The 22845-nt window shown below is 53.0% G+C and carries 30 protein-coding genes; 9 read left to right on the top strand and 21 right to left on the bottom strand.

Annotated features, from left to right (window positions below; all coding sequences use genetic code 11):
• Window positions 1-5: 5 nt before the first annotated feature.
• The 8 genes from BM485_16060 to BM485_16025 form a co-directional block, all read right to left on the bottom strand.
• Window positions 6-413, bottom strand: coding sequence for a hypothetical protein (locus BM485_16060; GenBank protein ID OKY73967.1), 408 nt, complete (start codon window positions 411-413; stop codon window positions 6-8).
• Window positions 414-537: 124 nt separating this feature from the next.
• Window positions 538-750: a hypothetical protein gene (locus tag BM485_16055; GenBank protein OKY73966.1), complete on the bottom strand. Its 213-nt coding sequence runs from the start codon at window positions 748-750 to the stop codon at window positions 538-540.
• Window positions 747-1367: a transcriptional regulator gene (locus tag BM485_16050; GenBank protein ID OKY73965.1), complete on the bottom strand. Its 621-nt coding sequence runs from the start codon at window positions 1365-1367 to the stop codon at window positions 747-749. The genes BM485_16055 and BM485_16050 overlap by 4 nt, the downstream gene beginning before the upstream one ends.
• 281 nt (window positions 1368-1648) lie before the next feature.
• Complete coding sequence (locus BM485_16045) at window positions 1649-1963, bottom strand: hypothetical protein (protein OKY73964.1); 315 nt, start codon at window positions 1961-1963, stop codon at window positions 1649-1651.
• A 4-nt stretch (window positions 1964-1967) separates the two neighbouring features.
• A complete protein-coding gene (locus BM485_16040; GenBank protein ID OKY73963.1) occupies window positions 1968-2303 on the bottom strand; it encodes an addiction module protein in 336 nt (111 codons plus the stop codon).
• A 74-nt stretch (window positions 2304-2377) separates the two neighbouring features.
• Entirely contained in the window at window positions 2378-4864 is a 2487-nt protein-coding gene (locus BM485_16035) for a hypothetical protein (protein ID OKY73962.1), read from the bottom strand.
• Entirely contained in the window at window positions 4821-7319 is a 2499-nt protein-coding gene (locus BM485_16030; GenBank protein ID OKY73961.1) for a conjugal transfer protein TraC, read from the bottom strand. The genes BM485_16035 and BM485_16030 overlap by 44 nt, the downstream gene beginning before the upstream one ends.
• Entirely contained in the window at window positions 7316-7729 is a 414-nt protein-coding gene (locus tag BM485_16025) for a hypothetical protein (protein OKY73960.1), read from the bottom strand. Before BM485_16025 ends, BM485_16030 begins: the two co-directional genes overlap by 4 nt.
• 249 nt (window positions 7730-7978) lie before the next feature.
• Between BM485_16025 and BM485_16020 the strand changes: the two genes are divergently transcribed.
• The gene (locus BM485_16020) at window positions 7979-8455 is read left to right on the top strand and encodes a DNA-binding protein (GenBank protein ID OKY74001.1); all 477 of its coding nucleotides are present in this window, start codon (window positions 7979-7981) and stop codon (window positions 8453-8455) included.
• Entirely contained in the window at window positions 8445-9029 is a 585-nt protein-coding gene (locus BM485_16015; protein ID OKY73959.1) for a cell filamentation protein Fic, read from the top strand. Before BM485_16020 ends, BM485_16015 begins: the two co-directional genes overlap by 11 nt.
• Window positions 9030-9034: 5 nt before the next feature.
• Here the strand turns inward: BM485_16015 and BM485_16010 are convergent, their stop codons facing one another.
• The 11 genes from BM485_16010 to BM485_15960 all read right to left on the bottom strand — a co-directional run bounded on the left by BM485_16010 (window position 9035) and on the right by BM485_15960 (window position 15634).
• Window positions 9035-10204 carry a hypothetical protein gene (locus BM485_16010; GenBank protein OKY74000.1) on the bottom strand — a complete coding sequence of 390 codons (1170 nt, stop codon included), beginning with the start codon at window positions 10202-10204 and terminating at the stop codon, window positions 9035-9037.
• Window positions 10205-10206: 2 nt separating this feature from the next.
• On the bottom strand, window positions 10207-10950 hold the full coding sequence (locus tag BM485_16005) for a hypothetical protein (protein OKY73958.1): 744 nt from the start codon (window positions 10948-10950) through the stop codon (window positions 10207-10209).
• Window positions 10951-10971: 21 nt separating this feature from the next.
• Window positions 10972-11529: a hypothetical protein gene (locus BM485_16000; protein OKY73957.1), complete on the bottom strand. Its 558-nt coding sequence runs from the start codon at window positions 11527-11529 to the stop codon at window positions 10972-10974.
• Between the two features lie 6 nt (window positions 11530-11535).
• Window positions 11536-11802 carry a type IV conjugative transfer system protein TraL gene (locus BM485_15995; GenBank protein ID OKY73999.1) on the bottom strand — a complete coding sequence of 89 codons (267 nt, stop codon included), beginning with the start codon at window positions 11800-11802 and terminating at the stop codon, window positions 11536-11538.
• Between the two features lie 17 nt (window positions 11803-11819).
• Window positions 11820-12155 (bottom strand): hypothetical protein, encoded by a 336-nt coding sequence (locus BM485_15990; GenBank protein OKY73956.1) that lies wholly within the window; start codon window positions 12153-12155, stop codon window positions 11820-11822.
• Window positions 12156-12213: 58 nt separating this feature from the next.
• Window positions 12214-12933 (bottom strand): hypothetical protein, encoded by a 720-nt coding sequence (locus BM485_15985; GenBank protein ID OKY73955.1) that lies wholly within the window; start codon window positions 12931-12933, stop codon window positions 12214-12216.
• A gap of 35 nt (window positions 12934-12968) precedes the next feature.
• Window positions 12969-13424, bottom strand: coding sequence for a hypothetical protein (locus tag BM485_15980; protein ID OKY73954.1), 456 nt, complete (start codon window positions 13422-13424; stop codon window positions 12969-12971).
• On the bottom strand, window positions 13424-13957 hold the full coding sequence (locus BM485_15975; GenBank protein OKY73953.1) for a hypothetical protein: 534 nt from the start codon (window positions 13955-13957) through the stop codon (window positions 13424-13426). The genes BM485_15980 and BM485_15975 overlap by 1 nt, the downstream gene beginning before the upstream one ends.
• 254 nt (window positions 13958-14211) lie before the next feature.
• Window positions 14212-15054: a hypothetical protein gene (locus BM485_15970; GenBank protein ID OKY73952.1), complete on the bottom strand. Its 843-nt coding sequence runs from the start codon at window positions 15052-15054 to the stop codon at window positions 14212-14214.
• 31 nt (window positions 15055-15085) lie between these two features.
• Entirely contained in the window at window positions 15086-15409 is a 324-nt protein-coding gene (locus BM485_15965) for a hypothetical protein (protein ID OKY73951.1), read from the bottom strand.
• A gap of 3 nt (window positions 15410-15412) precedes the next feature.
• The gene (locus tag BM485_15960) at window positions 15413-15634 is read right to left on the bottom strand and encodes a hypothetical protein (protein ID OKY73950.1); all 222 of its coding nucleotides are present in this window, start codon (window positions 15632-15634) and stop codon (window positions 15413-15415) included.
• Between the two features lie 158 nt (window positions 15635-15792).
• Here BM485_15960 and BM485_15955 point away from each other — a divergent pair, with 158 nt between their 5' ends.
• Entirely contained in the window at window positions 15793-16326 is a 534-nt protein-coding gene (locus BM485_15955; GenBank protein OKY73949.1) for a hypothetical protein, read from the top strand.
• Between the two features lie 171 nt (window positions 16327-16497).
• On the opposite strand, the gene BM485_15950 is transcribed toward BM485_15955, so the two are convergent.
• Window positions 16498-16683, bottom strand: a complete 186-nt coding sequence (locus BM485_15950) for a hypothetical protein (GenBank protein ID OKY73948.1) — start codon at window positions 16681-16683, stop codon at window positions 16498-16500.
• On the opposite strand from BM485_15950, the gene BM485_15945 reads away from it, so the two are divergent.
• The 6 genes from BM485_15945 to BM485_15920 all read left to right on the top strand — a co-directional run bounded on the left by BM485_15945 (window position 16678) and on the right by BM485_15920 (window position 21100).
• Window positions 16678-17328, top strand: coding sequence for a hypothetical protein (locus BM485_15945; protein ID OKY73947.1), 651 nt, complete (start codon window positions 16678-16680; stop codon window positions 17326-17328). The genes BM485_15950 and BM485_15945 overlap by 6 nt on opposite strands.
• Window positions 17329-17462: 134 nt before the next feature.
• On the top strand, window positions 17463-18113 hold the full coding sequence (locus BM485_15940; GenBank protein ID OKY73946.1) for a chromosome partitioning protein: 651 nt from the start codon (window positions 17463-17465) through the stop codon (window positions 18111-18113).
• The gene (locus tag BM485_15935; GenBank protein OKY73945.1) at window positions 18103-18423 is read left to right on the top strand and encodes a hypothetical protein; all 321 of its coding nucleotides are present in this window, start codon (window positions 18103-18105) and stop codon (window positions 18421-18423) included. The genes BM485_15940 and BM485_15935 overlap by 11 nt, the downstream gene beginning before the upstream one ends.
• 291 nt (window positions 18424-18714) lie before the next feature.
• The gene (locus BM485_15930; protein OKY73944.1) at window positions 18715-19509 is read left to right on the top strand and encodes a transcriptional regulator; all 795 of its coding nucleotides are present in this window, start codon (window positions 18715-18717) and stop codon (window positions 19507-19509) included.
• The gene (locus BM485_15925) at window positions 19452-20471 is read left to right on the top strand and encodes a hypothetical protein (protein ID OKY73943.1); all 1020 of its coding nucleotides are present in this window, start codon (window positions 19452-19454) and stop codon (window positions 20469-20471) included. Before BM485_15930 ends, BM485_15925 begins: the two co-directional genes overlap by 58 nt.
• Window positions 20472-20758: 287 nt before the next feature.
• Window positions 20759-21100, top strand: a complete 342-nt coding sequence (locus BM485_15920; GenBank protein ID OKY73942.1) for a hypothetical protein — start codon at window positions 20759-20761, stop codon at window positions 21098-21100.
• 340 nt (window positions 21101-21440) lie between these two features.
• Here the strand turns inward: BM485_15920 and BM485_15915 are convergent, their stop codons facing one another.
• Window positions 21441-22766 carry a transposase gene (locus BM485_15915; GenBank protein OKY73941.1) on the bottom strand — a complete coding sequence of 442 codons (1326 nt, stop codon included), beginning with the start codon at window positions 22764-22766 and terminating at the stop codon, window positions 21441-21443.
• Window positions 22767-22845 lie beyond the last annotated feature (79 nt).

The raw sequence follows: 22845 nt of genomic DNA, 5'->3' as shown, positions 1-22845 counted from the left end.
GGCGCTTACTGCTCTATTTCGGCCAAGGATTCTGGTGACCCGCCAATAGCAGACAACAAGCGGCCGGTGGTATCGAGATCGCGGAATATGTCGGTAGCAGGCATGATCTGGCCTGAACGGTGCGCCCACTTGTTCCGAATGGTCTGAAGCTCCTTGACCCAGTTGCGGGCCTCTCTAGGGAGGGAGCCCTCCCGTCCAGAAAGCTCAAACCAGTTTTGGTCGAAGATACGGAGCAGGGCCGCAAGATCAAGGTCTTCAAGTTTTGTTAACCCTTTTTCTTGGGCTATGCGTTGTTGCTGAAAGGAGAGGCGATCAATTACATGTTTTCGCCACCATTCCGCATCCAGAGCTGGCAGGTTCTTTGCCAGATAACGCCTGATTTCAACGGCCGTAACGTGCAGAAAATTGTCCATCCAAGCCCCCAGTTGCCAAAATCGTTATTTTATGCCCCACTCTGTGCCTTATATCATGCCACCTCGGTCAAATGGTGTCCTATGTCCCATTGGGGGTAACATATTTTTTGAGGCTCATCATCCCTTACCCATTCAAGGGCAGACTACAAAAGAAGAAAGAACTTGACTGTTTCTCTAAAATTTCTTGCAGGTGGCATTGTTCAGCCTCCTTTACTTCCAAGGGCCGGGCGCTGTCAAACTGGAAGGCGTTGCCTTTCCTGACCGAGTCGTGCCTGGCCTTGTTGAGCAGACGTTGGCGGACCGAGGCTGCGATATTTCTCGGCGTTTTTCCATTCATACCATCGCCTCCAGGTAAGGCTTCATGATTTTGGCCACCCTGCATACATGCCCATACCGCAGCAGCTCTTCTGTATTGAATCGCCCCCGTTCCTTATAGAGTTTGAGAGCTTCCAGGACGACATCAAGCCCCATTTTATTGCGGAATTTGAAACAATCGGCAATTGTCTTTTCCGGGCCATAGACAAGAATTTCCACCCCATCGATTTCGTGTTTTTCAACGCCGGCATAATAGGCTTCCTTGGTGAACCGGTGAATGGAAACAGGAGGGAAATCAATCCTGGGGGATTCCGTCCCTCTTTCAAGCGCGATGGCAACCTCATGAGGGACCTGGGTGGTAAGGTGATGGAAAGAAAGTGCTGAAATCAGACAAATCACTGCCTTGGGAACCCGAAGGGCGACGGATACGAGATCCGGGTTTGATATAGGTGGCAGGTCGGAAAGTCTGAATACGCCACGCGATACCTGCTCGATTCTGCCCTGATCCCGAAGAGAGTAAAGAACCCTCGGGTGAATCCCGGCCTTGAGAGCCTCACCTGTTCGCAGGGTTCCCCCATGTTCTTTCAGGATCTGCGTTGCTTTATCATGAGCAGTTTGTTGTGCCGAACGTTTTTCCATGGATAAAGATCCTTACACTTATTAATTTGTGTAAGTAATTTTATCCATAACAAGGTTAAGGTCAAGCGGTTTCTTCGATGGAAAAACTATATTCTGTTTGCAACAGGTTATGACTTCAAGCGCATTTTGCACATAAAATATGATTATCCCCTACCGCACCACTGCTGTCTCATAGTTTTTTAAAGAATGGATAGTCGATTTTGGCCTTGAATTTCAGGAAGGCCAGGAGATAGGGGGTTAATGAAAGCCCCGAAGAGATCGAGGCCATAACAGAGACCTGATCAATGGTGACATACCTTAAGGGTGAGGTGTTCAATCGAGCTGCATTTGTTGAGGATGCTGACGAAATTTTTCAGCGTAGGATTTCCCTTTGGCCCGAGCATTCGGCGCAGACTTTTCTCGTTTATCTGTAATTCACGGGCGACATCGGCTATGGACTCGGTGCCGTTCAGGTAATCCCGCAGCAGCGCTTTTCCTGTTTCCACATCGCCGCCAAGGAAAGCGTTGGTTGCTTCGATAATCAACTCGCTCCTGAAATCCTGATCTGATTTGGCCCGTGCCATGACTGTTTCTCTGAAATCTCTTGTCAGCGGCATATGTTCAGCCTCCCTTATCGATGGTTTTCTTGCGTTTCTTGTAATCCGCCCAGTGGCTCCCGGCATTTTTGATATCCGATGACTGTCGCTTCTTTGTCCCACCACCGACCAGAATGACCAGCTCTTTTCCATCCATTCCGAAATAGACTCTATAGCCGGGACCGTAATCAATTTTGCATTCGTGGACACCATCTCCCACGCTTTTGACGTTCGAAGTATTTCCCATTCCCAGTCTTATCAGCGCGGTTGTCACCTTGGCGGCCGCTCGACTTTCGAGTCCGTCAAACCAGTCACGAAAGGGGCTTCCGCCGTCAGGGGTGAGATATTCAACGATTTTCATAGATAATCCTTGCATCAAATAGTAACATTTAAGTTACCACATGTAAAGTTTTCCTTTGTATTTATGCGGCCCCCTCACCGCACCTTATTCTGAAAATCGTTGATCGCACCCTGGACATCATTTTCCATCTGGGCCGCAGGCAACGGGGCGATGTCGCCGAACATCTCCGACAGGTCAATCTTCGAAAAATCGAGCATCTGAAACTGCTCCGGGGTCAACCCTGCACAGTTGGGCGAACGAGCCCTGCCCCAGTTGCCGTGTGGATTGAAGCTCTGCAACTGCACCCGCCCCTGTTCGTGGATGATGCGGCCCAGTTTTGAGTTGAAAACACAGTAAACTTCCGCCTCCTGCACGCACCCGATAAATTCTATGTCTTTTTTGCAGTAGGTGCCGATATAATGGGCCTCGCCCGCCTGTTTGGCAAGCACCGTTTCCACACTGGATTCAGGGCAATGTTCCTGGAGAAACAGAAAGTTGCCGATGGAATCGTCACAGCAGTCGAAAAATGAGGTAGACCAGCCACTCTGAAGACATTCCATCCGCTGACCTTCAAAGATTCTGATCTCACCCAGACAGTCGCCGGTCGCGGTTGTTCCCCCTTCGACACAGGTCATGTCATCGCCGGCTTCATCCAGCACCATCATGACCGAGGCGGCCTCGGCGAATTCATCGAGACACTGGCAGTCATCGACTATCTCTTCTCCCGGACCCGCGGGGCAGGAGTTGTCCAGCCCGCAGACATGGTAAAAGGTATCATAGCGGGCCGGCGTGTTCTGGTAATCCGTGGTCACTCCTGAAAGAGAGGCCTGGGTATCCTGCACCAGCTTTCTGGTCTTGCAGACAAATTCGCAGTCCGGTGGGGGATCGACCGGGTTGATCTCAACGGTCTGGTCATCCGTCGTCCATATCCCGGTGTCGGTGTCCTGACGGGCATCCGTGAAATCAAAGGTCGATTGACCAAGGCTGTTTCCGTCTAGGGTACCGGTGATCGTGTCCACCCGGCGGGCGGCGTCGCTGAAATCAAAGGTGTTATTGCTGGTGCAGCGGTATGTCCGTTCCTTTTCCCACCAGTCGCGGGTGATATTCTTGCTGCAACTGGCGCTGGCCGAAATCGTCCGGGTGCTTGGCTGCGGATCGTTGCCGGTTGGATTGAAATTCCGGTAGGTCTGCACTCCGTCCACGAATTCCTCCTGGAGTTCACAGTTGCTGTCCGCCTCCAGGGCAGCACAGTTGTCGGTTATGACATCATCGAGGGTCTGGCAGAGATTGTTCACCCCTACCTCGACATAGGCGTAGCCCTCGCCGCCGCCGGCGACCGACACCCTGATCCTGGTATCGACAAGCCCGGCCTGCTGAAAATACTGGGTCACATCAATGTTTGGATTGACGTTCCAAGAAGTAGAAAGCTCGCAGGGCCCGCCGGTCTCGGGCGGGAAATTACCATTCGGTCCGTTATAGACCTTGGCGCCGCCGATCCAGACCTGTATGTAATCGTCCCAGATGGCCCGCATCAGGGTGGCATGTCGGATGAGGTCCGGTTTGTTGACATACACCTTGTAGTTTTCTTCATAGATGGAGCAATACCCTGACCAGTAGTTATCTCCCTGCCTGCCGAGGATGAGCCTGATGCAGTCGGTGCCGCAGATCTGCACCGCACCGGTGCCGCCCGCCGGGGTGATGATGTCGGACAAGCTCACCTCCTGGACAGAGACCTCTCTGGATACGGTGCAACTCTGCACCCCGGTGTTCGTGCCCTTGCCGGAGAAGCTCGCGGTCACCATGGAGTAATAGCTGTTCGGATCACCGGCCTGGTTGGCAACCTCGGTGTGCGCGTCCCCGGACATCGAACTCGGATCGGAGAAATAGGCGGTCTGAGGTACGGCGCCGTTCGGCGAACCGCTGCTGTCCTGACCGTAATAGCTGATGGCCGAGGCATTGAGTTCCACCCGGGAAATAACGTAACCGCCTTTCTGCTGCTGGACCACCCCGGCAACCGCTCCGCCCAGATCCTTGAGCATGGTCTCGGAATTGTTGTTGCCGCCGCAGCTCTGATTGACGCAATAACAGCCGGCCATCTGATTCATCGGCACACCTCGCAGGGTCGCCCGTGCCGTGGCATCGGCGGACCAGGCGAAGCCCCGGCAATTCTCCCATGTCCCCGCGTCACAGGAAATGATACCGTTGGCGCAGATCCCCGAAACAGGAAAAGGAACCTGATAGGCGTAATCAAATACGCCGTCGAAATCGAGATCCTGGGAAACCCGCACCGGCACGAGGTCGCCGGTTGCACCCTTCCGGATCGAGACCGCGAGAAAGGCGTTGGAGGAGGGGTTGCTGATCTGCACGGCTGCGGAATCCGAGCCGTCTATGGTCGAGAGCTGGGCGCTGTCGGAGGCAAGAGGCAGGGAGGCGTTCTCTCTGATGCCGTCGGCGGAGCCGAATTGCTGTAAAACGGCCCCGGCCGCGTCCCGGGCGGCTGTGGCCGGATCGGCGGCCTGGATATGACCTGGCAGCAGACTAAGCGCGATGCAGGCGCACCATCTCACGGATGGCTTGATCATAGTTTTTGCCCTCTCTAACCAGTTTTTCAATGGCGGCGATTTCCCGGGGATTGGAGGTGTAGAGATAATAGGTGTAGGGATCGACCACCAACCGCAGTACCCCGTTGCCGAAGGGGGTGTCGAAAAACAATTCCGAATATTTCGGTGGCTTTGATTTGACGCTTTTCAGCAACTCGGTGGTGAAATCGTCGTAATCGATAAGCCCTTCCTGCTTGGCGGCGCTGAAGTCCTGGGATTCCAGCAGGATCTTGAAGGCGGAGTTCGACTTGATCACCTCGCCCACCGCACCGAAGCTTTTCAGATCGAAAAGCGACTGGGTGATGACCATGAACGAGCCCTGGTATTTCCGGGCCCGGCGATAGCCCTCGCTGATCACCGGGGCCAGCATGGCGGCTTCGCCCATGAACTGCCAGGCCTCATCAAAAATGATCAATCTGGGCCGGGAGCGGTCGGAGAGATAGAGATCCTGGGTCACGGCGTTGATGACGAGAAGGGTCACCACTCGGTAGAGTTCCGGCTGCACCTTGAGATGCTCCAGTTCCAGGACTACGAATTCATCCTGGCGAATGTCGAAGGTGGATGGGCCGGTAAAAAACTTGGCATGAGCGCCCCGACTGGTAAACTCCCTGATATTGAAAGCGAGCTTGCTTGCCGCATCAACGAGCTTCCGGTTGCCGGCGATCTCGCCGAGGTCCGCGTCCGGCACATCCGGAAAACGGGACAGAAAGCGGTAGACGGTGTCGGCATCCGCGCGGTTACCCTCCTGCTGCCAGGCCCAACGCACCGCGTTTCTGATCAGATTCATTTCCGTATCATCCGGCCGGCTGGTCGCGGAATTGGAATAGGCCATCTGGGCGAAAACAGCGGTGACGCTTTTGAGTTCCTCGTCCGCATCCACGATATGGGTGAAGGGATTGAGGCACACTTTGGTGCCCGGCTTAAAATCAAGGTACCTCGCCCCCAGCATGGTGGTCATTTTCTTGTAGCTGCCGCCGATATCGACAATGCGGATCAATGCCCCGGTTGCGTAATAGTTGAACGTGATGGAGTTGACCAGAAAGCTCTTGCCGCTGCCGGAACTGGCGCAGCAGAAGACATTCTGGTTGATGGCCCCGGCATCGAAGAAGTCGATGCCGGCCAGTTGCCCCTTGCGGCCCAGAAAGAGCAGCTTCGGCTGACCGGCCCCGGCGAAATCGGCCTGAACCGGTAAGATGGCTGTCACCGTTGGCACCGGGGCAATGAAATCACGGTTGATGCTCGCGAGCGTCCGGCCCTCGGTGTAAAGACCGAAGGGGAGAGCGGCCAGGAACATGATCTTCAGAATGCCCCAGTCCTGCTGCATGGTGTAACCACAACTCTCCCACATGCGCCGAGTCCGAACCATGGCATCCAGGGCCTTGTCTTTGTCCGTGCTCCATGTCCAGAGAATGGGCATGACCTTGACAAACGGGATGCCCTTGTCGAGATCGTCGGCGGCGTGCAGGTATTCGTCCTGCTTGCGCCGCAGTGACGGGGAAAAAGAGCCCACCGCTTCCTGCTGTAGCACCAGATTGCATTTGGCATGCAGGGTGCTGGACAATGGCTCGAAAATGACATTCACCGCATAAAGGAAACCGGTCTTGATCTGGTCGGCGTCCGATATCAGGCCCCAGATGCCGCCGAAAAGGGTATTGGTTTGGAGGGGATCGACCTCCTTGGGAAACACCTTGGGCGTGGTGCAGCAGAAATATCTGTCGCCCACCTTGAGAGAGTCGCCCTCGTCCCTGATCACCGTGTCGCTGGTGATGATCTGCTTGCGGATGGGCATGGAAGGGTCATACTGGCCGAAATTCCGGTCCGGATACCCTTCCGGATAGCGGTTGATGAAACGGCGGCACCATTCCAGCAGTTGTTCCGGCTCCATGCTGCGGGGATGGAGATGGGCGGCTGCCAGGGTCTCGTGAATCTGCCGCCTGATCTCCCTTATCACGCTGTCCCTGGCTTCCCGGCTTTTCTGGGACAATTTCACTGCCACGAACAGCCGGAAATTGCGGATGGGAATGCCAGCGCTTTCCCGCACTCCTTCACCCCCCTGGCGGACAAAGGCGTTGACCGCCTCCAGATTGGCGAGCACCAGGGGGTGATTGCGGATACGTGAGCGCTGAAATAATGCAAGTGTCGGTTCAACATGGGGATCGGCATGGAAGATGAACTGTAGCACCGCATCCATGGGCAGCCCGGCCCGGAACAGTCCTTCCAGGATTTTCAGGCTCCTGATTCCGGCAAAGGCGAGCGGAGTGCACTCCCACAGCATGCCGACCGTGTTGTCCTGGTTGCGGTAGGTCGCGGTTTCCGGATCATAGGCGACATAGTTGAGGTAATTGGAAAAGGAATCCCGCCGCACCATCTTCCTGAGCTCGGCGAACGTCAAACCGCCTTCGCGGCCAAAGAGGAGACGTTCAAGAAAGGGGATCATTTTGGCGCGCTATCCTCATCGATGTCACTGAGCACCCATCTGGATGATTCCACCTGAAGATAGGCGTAGCGGGCCATGAACAGATCGGCATTTGCTTTATAAGGCAGGATCAGTACCCGCAGAACCCGGGGCGGGGTGATCATGGGCGTCTGAGGTTCTTCCAGCAACTCGGACAATTTTTCAAGGCGTGCCTGATCGACATCATTCGCCATGCCGGCTTTCCCCTGTGTCACCATCTGATTGAGGCCGACAGCCTCCGCATAGGCGGACGGGGTATCGACACATTTTCCCGAATCGTCGGGCGCCTGGCAGTTGAAATTTTCGTGGTAAGGATTGAGTGCCGCCCCGCAGCCGGAGAGCAGGAGCAGAACAAATAAACCGAAGGGTGTCAGCTTTTTGGATGATCTCATCAGTAAAGTTCCCGGAATATGGATTGCCTGAAAAACCTTTCTCGTCTTCTCTTTTTTAGGGGGATGACCTGGAAAACAGGGAAAACGTCATGAAAGAGGTGGATTTTACGCAGATATCGACTGACCTGATTGCCGGCAGGATACGTGTGCCCCTCATTCATTAATTAATTCTTATGTTAATTTTCTATTGTATTAAATTAAGTTATTAGTTAATAATAACAAAAAACAATTAAGCTAATGGTTAATAAAATGAAGCCTCAACATAAACGATTGATCCGTGAACAGCTCGAAACCACACTGGGCCGGCTTTCATGCCTGCGCGATATGCAACGTCCGGCCAAGGGCTGGTTGCGTGCTGTCCGGGAAGCTCTGGGAATGTCGGGGAAACAGTTTGCCCGGCGGTTGGGAGTTTCGGCGCCTTGGACCACAGTCCTTGAAAAAAAGGAGCTGACCGGTTCCGTTACCATCAAGACCATGCGTCAGGCGGCCGAGGCCCTGGATTGCGTTTTTGTCTATGCCCTGGTGCCCCGTGACAGTCTGGCGGATACTGTGCGCAAACAAGCTGAAATCCTGGCGAAAAAACGGCTGGCAAGAGTCTCGCATTCCATGCTCCTTGAAGCGCAGCAACTTTCCGACTCGGATCAGCAAAAGGCGATTGAAGCGGAGGTGGAGGCGCTGATCCGGAATATGCCGAAAGAACTATGGGACGATGACGATGAATTATGATTACCCGCCCGGGGCAACGCCGATAGACGCTGACGAGGCGGAAGGTCTGCTTCTCCCCCATATCACCAATCGTGCCGAACTTGACCGCTGGGAGCAGGACAATATTGTCGAGGCGGAGACCTGGGCTTTCCGCCGTAAACCACGGGATCTGCTCAGTGTTGATTTTGCCTGCCGCCTCCACCGGCGAATGTTCGACAACGTCTGGAGATGGGCGGGAGAGTTTCGCAGGAGCGGAAAGAACATCGGGGTGGAATGGTGGTCCATAGGTCCGGCGCTGAAAAATCTGCTGGCGAATGTGGAGACCTGGATCGATATGAAGGTCTATCCTCCTGATGAAATCGCGGCCAGGTTCCATCATCGTCTCGTCTCCATACATCTCTTTGCCAACGGCAATGGCCGGCATGCCAGACTCATGGCCGATCTGCTTCTGGTCCATGTTCTCGGCCGGCCTCGTTTCACCTGGGGCAGCGAGAATCTGGTTCAGGCCGGAGACTGCCGGCAACGTTACATTACCGCACTCCAGGCTGCGGATCGGCATCAATACGGTCCGTTACTTGACTTTGTCCGTTCATGAATTGTCTACAGCTTTTCACTCTCAATCTCTTTAATCTCAAGTTCCTTGCCTTCCGAAATAACTACCGTCACCTCTTTGGCGGCCCCTACCTCGATTACCGGCGTGGCCTGCTTGGCCAGATCGAGGTAAAGTTCCTGCAGGGTCTTGGCCCCTTCGGAAAGCCCGCCGCCGGCCGCCGACTTGGCCAGCTGATCCGTGTCAACAAAGCTTGTGGTGCCGAGGGGCGAAGTCGATTGGGTAAGCGTTGAAGCCTGCAGGGCGTCGCCCGCTCCGCCGAAGATGCCGGCCACCACCGCCCTGGCCGTGGCTGCTCCCATTTTGGAGACCACCCGGCCGGAGAGCCCGACCTTGCTGTCGCTGTCCGTCACAAAGCCCTTGACCGTGGTATCGATCACCGCCTGGCCGTCTCTTCCGATGCAGGAAAGTGACACCAACCGCACATCGGCCCTCTCCTTGTTAAGCCGGCCCACTGCCTCGGCAATGATGAAGCAGCCTCGCAGGTTCGCCTTCACGTCATTGGGCAGCATGGCCGGGGCCTGGATGCGCAACAACAGGGGTTCCGGATTGTTCTTGCCGTCCCCCGAAGTAGAAGCGTCGAAACCGGTCAGCAACATGGCCTCCATAAAAGAAGGCGGCAGATAGACCGTCCGGGTCTCTTTTTTTTTATCCGCCTGGACAGCGGCAACCGGAGCCAGACCACTCTGGCTGGAGAGAATGCCGATGCCGCCGATGATTTTTTCTTCTCCCGGCGGCGGTGGAGTCTGCCGAATCGGAGGAGCCGGAAATGAGTGGGAAACCGGAACCGCGAAAGAGGGAGAGGATGCTGTCTGTTCCACCTGATCCGCGGAAGGGATCGCCGGCAATTGGTTTTCGGCTGGAGGCGGTGGCGGAAAATTTTCCGGGGTTCGCCTTTCTTCCTCATTATCTGCGAGTTTTTTGATCTGGGCCTGCATGGCCTCGATTTCCTTGCGTTGTTCCCGCAGCATGGTTTTCTGGATCAGATCCGGGTCGAGCGAGATCTCCCGCGTTTTTTCAAGTCTTGCGGTTGCCTCCGATTCCGGACTTCGGCTGGTCTTGTATCCAGCGACCACGACAACCAGCACTGCCGCGCCCACCAGGGACCAGACGCAGATTTTCTTCTGGAGAGGATTCAGACTGTTGAAACGTTCTTTCAGACTCACGATTCCTCTCCCCGTTGCTCGACGATGAAAACGAGGGACGACTTGCCTGGCGCAATCTCATGGTCTTCGACCGCCACGGCAATGATCCGTTCACCAAGCCGGGATTTCAGAAAGTCCTTTTCCGTGACATGGACAGGTGCACCCGCCGCCGGCCGTACCAGATATTCCTTCAAACGCAGGCCCACCCCTTCGACAACAACGATTTTCTTCAGGCGGACGGTCAGATCCGCGGAGATGTTGACTTCCTCCTCAGCCGCGGTTATCCGGTAGTTATCCGGATACTCCTGCAAACAGGCCTCGCGAATCAACTGCAGCACCTTTTTCTCAAAGGGTAAGGCCTGATAGTGGTCGATATTCCGCTTCAGGTTCTGGGAGGGGGAGGGGGCAAGGCGCAGGGTGACGGAGGGAATTCTTTTCGGCGTGGCAATCAGGGTGTAAATGGTGCTGTTGCAGCTCACGAACAGCTCGCTGGGAGTATTCGCGTAGAGTTTCTCGTCATCCTGTATGGTGATGGTAAATTTGACAAAGGCGTTACTCCCGGCAAAATGACCTTCTATACCCTTTTCCTTGGAAAAAATCAGATCATTGATCGTGCCGGGGCAAACGATCCGATTGACATCGGACGAGGACAGCTCCACCGCTGTCGTCACCTCGGGCGGAATGGGGCCGGAGAGTTGATCGGCGTAAACAGGCGCCGCACCAAACAGGGCCACCAACATGATCGAACAGGTTTTGTGCATCTTCTCTCTCCACTTCCCCAGCTATGAACGTTTTTCAAGAAATGAGACGAGGAAAAACCGGCCATCCTCGATTCGGTATCTGGCCTCATAGGTCTTGCGGCCTGATTCGATGAAACGGTCCTCGGCAAACTGCCGCTGGTCGCCGCTGAATTCCAGCCGCTGATTTTTGCTGTCCAGCATTAGGTTCTTCATGTAAAAGACCGTGCTGACCTGGCTTTCCTCCACCCGGCCGGCCAGGGCGTACCATACCTTTGCGGCGTCTGGATAGGCGTCTGGGGCGTAAAATCCGAGAAATTCATCAAATTGATTCCTGGCCGTGGCCGGTGAATACGTCGCGGCAAGATTCACCATTCTCCGGGCCAGATCACGGATGTACTGGTCGGAAGGTTTGCCTTCCACGAATTCGATGTTGCCGGTAAGTTTGGGCGGAATCAGGATGACCCGCTGGTATCGGATGGCCCGGCTCACCAGAAAGGAGTTGACCGCCACGGCCATGGCAAGCACGACGATGACAAATTTCAAAAGTCTGTTTTCGGTAAACAGGTTACTGGTTTTCTGCAGAAAAATATTCATGTGCATGATGGCCTATTCGATGAAAACCTTTTCAAAATACGCCGGATAGTTTTTCATCCGGATCAGTCCCGCCATGTAGAGCAGATGACAGAGAAAGCCCCGCGGTTTCTGCCGTTTGATCCGGCTGTAAACGTAAGGCCCGGGAATGAGCAGCAGCCAGAATACATTGCCGTACATCAGGGCCAGCACCAGAAAGAACATGAACAGGGCCAGTTCGTCGCTTTCGTACCAGAGGATCTGAAACGGGGCGGAGAGATACTGGGGAAAGGGCCTTTTTATGCTGTCCGCCATATTGTCTACCCGACCAGCGCGCCCAGCGAAGCGACAACACTATCGGCCTTCAGGAGAAAGGCCCCGCCCAGCACGGTCGCGGCGGCAGGCAACAGCATTTGTCGGATGGCCATGACCGAGGCGGCCACCATGGAGCCGACCCCGGCGGCAAAACCGATGGGGCCTTTGAGGATCTGATTGATGCCGATGTCATAGATATCAAAAGCGAAGGTTCCCGCCGCCGGTGCGTTGAAGGCGTCCGCCCGGCTCGCGGCCACCAGACAGGCCGCCCCGAGGACCGACAAGGCAGCGATGGTCTTTTTGCGTTTGAGGCCGGCAGGGAACAACGACACCGAGCCCATTCCCCGTGGTTGTGATTTGATGTATTGCATTTTGGACTTTCTCCCTTGGGTGTGTTTTTTACTGTGCGCCGCCGGCGGCAGATGGCGAAGTGATTTCGATCTCCACCCGGCGGTTCAAATGCCGCATGCCGGGATCACGCGACACATAGTCTTGTTTCCCCTTGCCCAGAACGGCACCAACCCTGAAACCATGGAACTTCAACAGCCCGCCAACCGCCTTCGCCCGTTCCATGGCCAGAGCATCGTTAACCTGCTGCGCGCCAAGATCGCAGGTGTAGCCCGTAACCTGAAGCGGGGTGGTTTTGTCGATTCTCTTTCCAAGAGCGGCCAGAAGTTCTTCCTCTGTTTTCTCTGCCAGGCTTGTACTGGCCAGATCAAAGAGCACCGGCGGGACGAGTGGGTGCGCAATCCGGATGCGTTTTTCATCCACGTCATCCGTCTCTCTCGTCCTGAGAGACAGAAGCATTTTGTTTTTCTCGGCGACCGAGACATCAGCCTGAGCCCGCAGCTTTTTGGCGTTAACGAATGCACCGATTGCGAAGGTACGGACAGGAACATCCCGGGTAACAGCCATCCTGAAAACGTAGTGCTGTTCCGTGACGGCCATCGCCGCCAACCCGTTGACCGGGATCATTGCCATCGCCACTGCCGATATCACACTGCCGGAAATCCATTTTCGCATCGTCTTTGCTTTTACCTCTGTTTTCTTTTTCCAGGGCATGTGACCTGACCGACCGATTTTTTTCGAAAAAGTACCCTTGGTATAAGTTGACTTCATCCATCCGGTAAGCGCCAATAAATGCTGTTTTTTACTTATTTGTTTGCGCTCTGTAAGAGCGGTTCGTTTTGCTTTTCCGCAATATTTTTTTCTCGATGCCGGGCGACCTGGGCCCGGTTGCGGATCTTGTAAAGTCGCTCGATCTGCTGTTTGTTCAGACTGAAACCGAAAGTGATTTCGATCTCCTCCACCACGGTTCGCATGGCCAGGCCTTTACTCTCTTCCTGGTTCCTGAACCGGGTGTATGCGTAGCGTTCCCATTTGCTAGGCAGATCAGCCGTCCTGATGAAGTTGACCCGGGCCTTCATGGAGAGTTTGGCCATTTGGGGGCGGAGCACCTCTTTTCTGCCCCAGATCTTTTCGAGAAGCTGAAGCCCGATATGGTCTTCCCGGCAAAGAGGGTCCTGAATAATCCCTTCCCGGTTCAGATAGAGAAGCACGCCCTTTGGGATAAGGGAATCTTTGGCAAACTCCCTGATAGTCACACTCATCACGAAGCGCCGGCTATCCGTTTGATGCTGTTGCTGATCAACCGGCAGGCATGGCGACGGCTGATGTTGAATTCCCTGGCCAGTTCCGGGGTGCTTGCCGGTTCGGGTTGTTCGAGCAGCCAGATGCAGATCTCACGTTGCCGTTTGCTCACTGTTTTCAGCGCCTCTTCAACCGTTTCACTGTCTTCAAGTTCCTCCTGTTCTTTTCCGCGAGTAGGACCCGGAAGATTGTGGACTTCCAGGCAGTATTCGGTTTGAATGCCGGATGCCAGCCTTATGCAGTTGGTCTTGAAAATGACCCTGAAGAAGGGAACGAACTGCTTGGGTTTCTCTTTCTTGCTGGCGGCCAGCAGGGCTTTGTATGCCGCTATGGTGGCCTCTTGCACAAGATCAACGTTTTCCGCCGCCATGTACCGGCGGTAAGGGGAGGCAATCTGCCCGATAAGTTTCCGGTTGGCGGCAACCCACTGCATGGCCGTCGCCCACATTTCATTGCTGGTTGCCTGCTGATCGATAAAAACCGGACGTGTCATTTTTTCCGAACCTTTTACGGACTCCCTTTCTTTTAAGATTAAAAATAGATTAAAGATGATTAGGCTGATGCGGCATCCTTCGTAATCTCCATGGCTGCAAAGGATTAGGGGGATTTGTCAACTTTGATTTGCGACCGCTATGCCCACCATTACGACCGCTATGCCTCCCATGCGTGACTGCTATGCCCCCTCCTTACGACCGTTATGCCCCCTCGCTGTGACTGTTGTGCCCACCCCGTGCGACCGCTATGCCCCTAATTTTTTTCATTGGTGCTGATATTTTTTTTCTTTAGAACATGAACCTTGTCTAGCTGATCAATTTCCCAGGATTCAAGAGCGCCGCAATTTCTCAATTCTTCCAATGCAGTTCGTAACTTGCCCCGAAAGTCAGACAAGCGATTGCATTCAGAACCGCATAAGTGTCTCAAGGTGGCCGTTTTCACCGGATAAGGGACGGCATGACTTGCGTAAAAGCCGTGTAGCCATTTCGCCAGATCGGTCTTGAGGAGAATTCGTTGTGGCCACTGCAACATTGTCCATCCTGAATCAAACAGGAAAGCGAGCTTGGGATTTATTTTCAGGAAATAGGTTTTATCCCGGGCATTGTAGTAAAATTCATCGATCAACGAACCAGCATAAGTGCATGATTCCACCCGGCATCCGTACCGGATCTCCGCTTTGATCTCAACTGCCGAGGCGGTTAAGCGCCGCAGGGAATCTTTCAGCCAGTCCCGCCCGGATTTACCGAACTTGCGGCCTATTGCCCGTAGAAAACCTTTGGCTGAAAACTGCACATGACATGTAGGTGATTTTTCCTGTTGCCGGGAGGCAAGATGGAGTGCGTGAGCCAAAACGTCAAAATCACCCTGATCCAGACGCCAGCCGGTATAACGAATATCAAGACCCTTTACCGCAGCAACCAGCTCACCCTTAACGGCCTTTCTGCGACCACGCTGAATAACCCCAAAGAGGGCTGATCGCAGACATGGATTTGGTACGCCACGGGTCTCCTCATGCCAGACAGGCAACAGCGGGTTTTCGGCCAGCTCCTTTATCTTTTTCTGAAGTTCTGGGGATAAATTCTTCAGGCCGGCCATGAAACTATTGTCACCTGCATCCACGCTGTTTTCACCACAACCGAATATTTTTTGATTTTCTCTTGCGGCCTGGTTGTTTCAATTCTTTTTCCCCTTTTATTGACGAGTCCAGAAATTTGTCCAGATCTGCTTTCCTAAACAATAACTTGCCTTTTTGCTGACCGGACGGTCTGGAAAAAGGGATAATGCGGTGCTCAACAGCCAACCGGCGGAAATGGTCCGGTGAATAACCGGCGTAGTCCGCCGCCTGCTTCAGGTTCATGATCATTGGCGAAGAATTATTCCCATTGCTCAACAATCTGAGTATTTCACGCTGGCTCTCCTCTATGGCTGCGAGACGGGATTCAATATCCATTACTCATCCTGCTTTTGAGAGGTGTTCAGTGAGTGCCGATCTGATTTCCTCTGGGCTGCCCCACACCCAAGTCACCCTGCTGATACCTGTCGCTTCCTCAAGTCGCAAGGCAACTGACGGAGGACAACGCCGTCGGCCACGAATAATATGACTCAAAAAATCAGGCCCAATTTGTGCCGATTTGGCTATCTCTTTTTGTGTAATTTTTTCCGATGTAGTCTTCATGGCCAATTTTGTTATTAAAAATAGTCTATCATGTCAACAAAAATTTATAACAAAAGAGGAAATTTAAGTTTTCCCTTCCATTTGTTGAGCATATGGTCTATTGTTGACCTATGGATCAATCAGTTACACAACAATTCCAGGCAGCACTGGTTCATTTATTGACTCAGGAGGGGCGAGGAGCGCAAAGTCGTCTTGCGGGCCAACAAAACATTGACCGGGGCTATCTCAATGCCATTGTCAAAGGCCGCAAACCAGGCTCGGAAGAGGTTCGGGCCAAGATTGCCGGTCATTTCAATATGACCTACGAGAGCATGCTTGCTCTGGGGCGAGGCCTTCTCGGCAAGGCTAAAGGTGAGACTTCGTTGAAAATGAAAGGTGGGGAAGAGATTTCGGCGCCTCCGCTTGACGATGCCATCTGGGACAAAAGCGTTGTTGGATTTAAGTCGCCTAGAAAATCCAGGGATTCTCGGTCCGGTATTTCAGAAAAAATCCTGAAGGTTGTGGAGATTCTGGAATCGAACACCCGTTTTCGCGATATGCTGACGGAATTGATCGATGCTTTTCATGAATCGGTCAGCATGAAGAACGAAAACCTGAAGTTACAGAACCAGATGAAGGAAATGGAAGCACGGATCGCCAGCCTGGAAAAAGCGCTGGCTTTTGAAAAAGACCGGATTCAGAAATCCGCATAAAACTTCCCGCGGATCAATGGGAAAGAAGCGAGGGCGGAAAGATTGTCCGGCCGTTCAAGATATTCAGGTGACGTTTTCTTTGTCAGCTATTCTTGGGCAGATGGAACAAAAATGGAACAAATAGATATATTTAAAATATAAAACTTATTAATTGCGATATGTTACGAGTTGCTAAGCAACACACTTAAAATCCCTCGGCTCTTTGTAGCTGTGCGAGTTCGATTCTCGCTCCGGGCACCAGTAACTTTTCTCAAGTTCTCGTATTTTTTTCAGGTCCGGGGAGAGAGCCATCTTTCCATGTCCAGGAAAGGCTAATTCGCCACTCTCAGCATCAGGAAGGGTGAGAAAGGCGTGCATGTCATCTTCTGGAAATTCCTGCCCCTGCGGGCAGAGAGCGATCCACCCGATTTTGACCCGGAGCCGGATGAAAACAGGCAACAGAAGGTTATCCCCTTTGCCAGGGCTTACACGGTCTTCAACGTGGAGCAGTGCGAAGGGCTCGATCTTCCCGCCCTTGCACCCGGCGCGGTCGTTGGTCAGGAAGACAATGAAATGGCGGAAAGGATCCTGACCCTGCCCGTGCTGAAACATGGAGGTGGCCGGGCCTGTTATGTGCCGTCCGCCGACAGGATCAACCTGCCGCCGCGCACCGCCTTCGAGAATCTCGATTTCTATTACTCCACCGCCTATCACGAAATCATCCACTGGACCGGACATCCGGCCCGGCTGGCCCGGACCTTCGGCAAACGCTTCGGCGACAATGACTATGCCTTCGAGGAACTGGTGGCCGAGATCGGCGCCGCCTTCCTGGGCACCGCAACCGCTATCCCTTTCGAGGAGATGCGTTACCCGGAATACATCAATTCCTGGCTGCAGATCCTCAAAGGCGACAACCGGGCGATCTTCACCGCCGCAGCCAAGGCGCAGAACGCCGCCGACTTTGTCCTGGACAAGGCCGGCCTGGCTGCGGGGGAAGAAGAGAATCTTCCCGAAGCGGCATGAACGAAACCATGTAACGCAAAACGGCTGTTTCCAACCTTTGTGGTTGGGCAGCCGTTTTTTTATTGCCTGTACATTCTGTATCGGCTAAATAATATAGACTATATATATCGTATATACTTTGATGGGGTTATGCTATGAGCATCACAGTTTTCGGCGGAGAAAAAGGCGGCACCGGCAAGACGACTCTGGCGGTCAACATCGCGGCCATGCTGGCCATGAAGGGAAAGGACGTACTACTGCTGGACACCGACCGGCAAGGGACAGCCTCCTTCTGGGCCACGGTCCGGGATGAGGAAAACATCGAGCCCCGGGTGGCCTGTGTGCAGAAATTCGGCAAGGGCCTGCCGGCCCAGGTCCGTGATCTGGCTGAACGATACGACGAGATCATCATCGATGCCGGCGGCCGCGATTCCATGGAGCTGCGCTACGCCCTCGGCGTGGCCGACCGGGCCTACATACCGGTGCAGCCCTTCCAGTTTGACATCTGGACTATCCGCCAGATGGATACCCTGGTGGAGATGGCAAAGGGGTTGAACGAAGAACTTGCCGCCTTCATCGTCATCAACCGGGTCGCCACCAATCCGGCCATCCGGGAGGACCGGGAGACCCGGGAATTCATCACCCGGGAAAATTTTCAGCATCTGACCCTGGCCCAATCCATGATCCGGGACCGCATCGCCTTCCGCAAGGCGGCCAGAGACGGCCTGGCCGTGGTCGAGTACGGCCAGGACCGCAAGGCGGTTAACGAAATGAACCAATTGTACGAGGAGATCTATGGTGACTAAAAAGAAAAGCAGCCCCCTGCGCGGCGTGCCGGCAGCAAAAGACAAGGACGCGGCCCTGGACGCCTTTGCCGCCGGCGCCGTGCAGCCGACTATCGCCCCGCCCGCTCCGATCCAAACGGTCTACCCCTGGGAGGAACCATATGTGCGCGAGGATGTCATGAAACAGGTTCTTCTCAAGATGCCGGAGCCACTGTACCTGAAGCTCAAACACATCACCAATTACACCCCCTACAACATGACCTCCTTCATCATCGAAAAGATTACCCCGGAGATCGAAAAGGAAATCGCCAGGATGACCGGCCGGGGATGAAATCCGGAGATGGATGCAGGTGCAGCTTGAAAATTGTACAAGTAACCCTAAAAAAATTACGGGTTACTTGTATTATCCTCAAATGGTACATTTTTATATTGACGCGCAGCACTAAAGCGTGACACTTATTTCCAATCTTCCAGAACATATCAATACAAGGTATTTTTTTACGTGTATCGTGTCATTTCTGCAAATTAATCCACGGAAAAACCAAGATATCCTTTGACATATTATTTATGCACCAGTAATAATATTACCTGTTTCTGAAAAAATATTAAACATGGTGATTCGATGCGCACCAAAGAATTCTTTGCCACCCATCCGGTATTCACCCACGCCGAATTCACAAGGTTTCTGGAAGCCGGAGGGAGCAGCAATGTAAAAACAAAAGAGTCTCTTCTGAAATACCATGTCAAGCAGGGCAACCTGTTACGCATCCGGAGAGGACTCTATATGACGGTTCCGCTTGGCATGAAACCCGAAACATGCCCGGCCGATCCATACCTCATAGCGGCAAAAATGACCGATGATGCAGTACTGGCCTATCACACAGCTTTAGAATTTCACGGCAAGGCCTATTCCGTGTTTACGCAGTATCAATATCTGACCTGCCAAGGAGGACGTCACACCACCTTCAGATCGTATACCTTTTCCGGCATTCGCCCTCCTGGGAAATTAAAAAATCCTCTGCAGCCTGGTGTCAAAACCGTGGACCATAATGGGCTGGACATAAAAGTCACAAGTCTGGAAAGGACTCTGGTCGACCTTCTGGATCGGCCACGCCTGGGGGGGAGCTGGGAAGAAATCTGGAGATCTCTGGAAGGAGTGGAATTCTTTGATTTAAAAATGGTGATTGAATATGCCCTGCAGCTCCATAATGCCACAACCATATCCCGGGTGGGCTTCTTTCTTGAACAGCACCAGGATACGCTTATGGTGAGGGATCAACATCTTGAACAGCTTCGCAGGCACAAACCCAAAAGACCGCAGTATTTTGAACGCGGCAAATCCGGGCGCCTGGTTAAATCATGGAATCTTATGGTTCCGGAATCAATCCTGGATCGTTCCTGGCAGGAGGTTATGTGAAAGTTTCAAGGGAAAAACTGCATCGCGAAGCGCAGGCAACTGGGTTTCGGCCAGAGATTCTGGAGAAGGTGATTCATCTTCTCAACCTTCTTGAAGCATTCCAGGGCCACCCTTTTATTGAGGGTCGTTTAGCCCTCAAGGGCGGGACTGCTCTCAATCTTTTCTATTTTGATGTGCCGAGGCTATCAGTTGATATAGATCTCAATTATGTCGGAGCACCAGACAGGGAAACGATGCTCGAAGAGCGGCCAAAGCTCGAAGAGGCTGTTGCCGCCGTTTGTGCAAGAGAAGGGTTCACCCTTCGCCGTCTACCCACGGATCATGCCGGAGGAAAATGGCGAATGAGCTATGAAAGCAGCCTCACCCAGTCCGGGAACCTGGAAGTTGACCTGAACTTCATGTTTCGTGTGCCTCTGTGGCCGATAGGCTTGATGGATTCTCATCCCATCGGGTCATATCAGGCTTCCGCGGTACCGATTCTGGATATCCATGAGATAGCAGCCGGTAAAATAGCAGCGCTCCTTGCCAGGCAGGCAAGCCGGGATCTTTTTGATGTCCACCTGCTCCTGACTCAGCAAAAGCTGGACTCTGCTATGCTCCGCTTAGCCTTTGTTCTTTATGGCGCCATGAATAGAAAAGACTGGCGGAATGTATCAATTGGTGATGTCAATTTCAGTGTACAGGAACTTGAAAACAGCCTGCTCCCGGTTCTCAGGGAAAACGCTGTTGGCGGGCAGGGCAGAGAGATCTGGGCAAATAATTTAGTCGGAGAGTGCAAGAAAGCCCTTTCAGTCGTTCTTCCCCTGGAACCAAATGAAAATGAATTTCTTGATCTGCTGCTTGATCATGGAGAAATTGATTCGACAATTCTGACCAGTGACACCACCCTGCAACAGCGTATTCAGAAACAACCACTTCTCGAGTGGAAGGCGGTCAATGTCCGAAAACATAAGGGACTGTAGCAATTGAAAAATCCTTGTCCGCAAATTGGAAGGAACGAATAAACCAAGAAACCCGGTCAGCGACCGGAAGAAAGAAGAAACGGCGTGTTGGAAGAAACGAAGAAACAGGTCATGTTTTCAGCCAGATAAGAAACATAAACAGATTGACAGAACCATTCGTATTTTCTATGGCAATCAGAGTGCCTTATTCTGTACATAGGATAATAAACTCAAAAAGGAACCACTGGCCCTATCAACAGGAATAACCAATAATAGCGATGAAGGCTCCTGGTAACTGGGTATAACACATGCAAGAAAATGAAACAGTTGAATTTAAGAAAAGCCTTTCTCAGCTCAAGGCCGGCCTTGTTTCAATCGCTGCCATTCTGAATAAACATGGCGCCGGTGAACTGTGGTTCGGTATGAGCAATGACGGCAAGGCCGTGGGGCTGGAGGCGAACGAAAAAACCCTGCGGGACCTCTCCCAGTCAATAGCTGCCCGCATCGAACCCAGAATTTTTCCTCATGTGAGTTTCGAAACTATTAATAAGGCAACCTGCATCAAGGTTGCATTCAACGGCAAGGATGGCCCCTATTTCTCGCCTATGGCCGCGCCTACATGCGAGTGGCTGATGAAGACCGGCAACTGAGTTCTAAGGAACTGGAAAACCTGATTCTTGCCAGAAACCGTGACGCACTGCGCTGGGACAACCAAGTAAGTGGTTTGGGTATTGAAGATCTGGATGAGGGCAAGATTAAAACCTGAATCCGTGAGGTATCCCGGATTCTCCCTAAAAATTGTGGGGCGCGAAAAAATTTCAACACCGCGACCGCCAGAAATTTATATATTGCCAGCATATTGCTGGTAAATTGGGACATCGTCCCCGTTGTTCTTTGAAAAATTGCTATATTTGCCTGTTTTTAGGCGTATTTTCCCGGCAGGGCCTGCTGTTCAGCCACTTTCCGGCAAATTTCTCTTCTGTTCTTGCATTAGCCAAAGGCAAGCCGGTTATAAACGGCCTGAAACGAGTCAAATGCGCAACAGTGGCGGCTGAACCGCAGCTTCAGTTTCCTGCCGGTCTCAATCAGTCTGGCTGCACGGTACATGAGTTCCTGAATAACGGTACGAATTCTCCTGCGCTTTGCCGAGTGGCGCACTGGTGAGCGATCACCGAGAAGGCCAAGCTGGCCGATAAACCGCAAGATGTTATAAGCCAAGCCGGCCAAGGACATGATCAAGGAATTGGTCGCAAATTTTCCCGAAGGCAACCGCTCAAGATCCATGTCGGTTTTAAATTCGCTGTGAAACTGCTCGCTTGTGCCGTGGTCCCGGTAGAGCTTGATGATCTCTTTTTCCGGCAGGTAAAGGGATGTCCACCAGCCCTCAAGTTCTATATCCGGCACCAGCAGCAACTGGCCGCGTTTGTCAATGGTACGTTCAATCACGCGGACGATCAGGCGGGTACTGAACTCCTTGCCCTCGTGCTCCTGAAGCTGGTTGAAACTGAATACGGCAACCCGTTTGCCGCGTCGTGGTTCGCTCACTTCTCCTTCTTGCAGCCCACGGGCCAGCCAGGCGGGAAGGTCCTGCTTGCGGGGATTCCATTTCAGGATGTAATCGACCTTTTTGTGGCCATAAAGCGTTGCTCGGGTCTCGACAGCATCGTGTCCGGAGTCAAGCCTGAATAACAGTGACTTTTTGGTTAAAGACTTGGCACGGGAGATGGTTTCCTGCAGAAAAGGAATAAAATTGTTTTGGCTGTGCTGGCTGCCCTCCCGGAACTCAAGATTAATACACCAGCCTTCCTCTCCCATGTAGGCGGCTATTGGCGCATAGCCGTCATAACCGTGATAGGTATGCTTGGAACCTTCTTTTTTGGTGCCGGAGTTGTCCATGCAAAAGACGTCCATATCGACGGCGACATGACCCATGGCCAAGGGGGTTACTTTTCCTTTGGCATTGCGGATGAACTCCGTGTAGGTGGAGGAAGCAATTGGCTGAAAAACTGTTGCGGTTTCGTCAAGGCGCTGGCGCAAGGTTTCGGGCGAAGGAACCGCTTTGATGCCAAGTGATTGCTGGAAATACCTGTCGTCTTTCATGTCGGCAATGGCTTCGAAATCGCTTTTGCCAAGCGAGAGGAGCCCGAGATAACTGCGAATGACATCTGTATTGGCAATGTCCTTGGTGTCGGGTATCGCCTTTTTCAGCTTGGCGTTCAAGCTGGTAAAGCGATTGATACCGAGCCCGATCAGGGCCAGGCCGGAATGAGAGGTATAAAATTCGTCCGATGAGCGTTCAAGAATAAATCGTTTCATTTTTTCACCTGCAGAGTGATGTTTTTAGACAGGCGAATATTGCAATATTTTTTGTTAAATTTCAACATGTTATTTGAAA

Source organism: Desulfobulbaceae bacterium DB1, assembly GCA_001914235.1.
GTDB lineage: Bacteria > Desulfobacterota > Desulfobulbia > Desulfobulbales > SURF-16 > DB1.
Note: the sequence above shows the minus strand (reverse complement) of the source record. Positions and strands in the feature narration are given on the sequence as shown.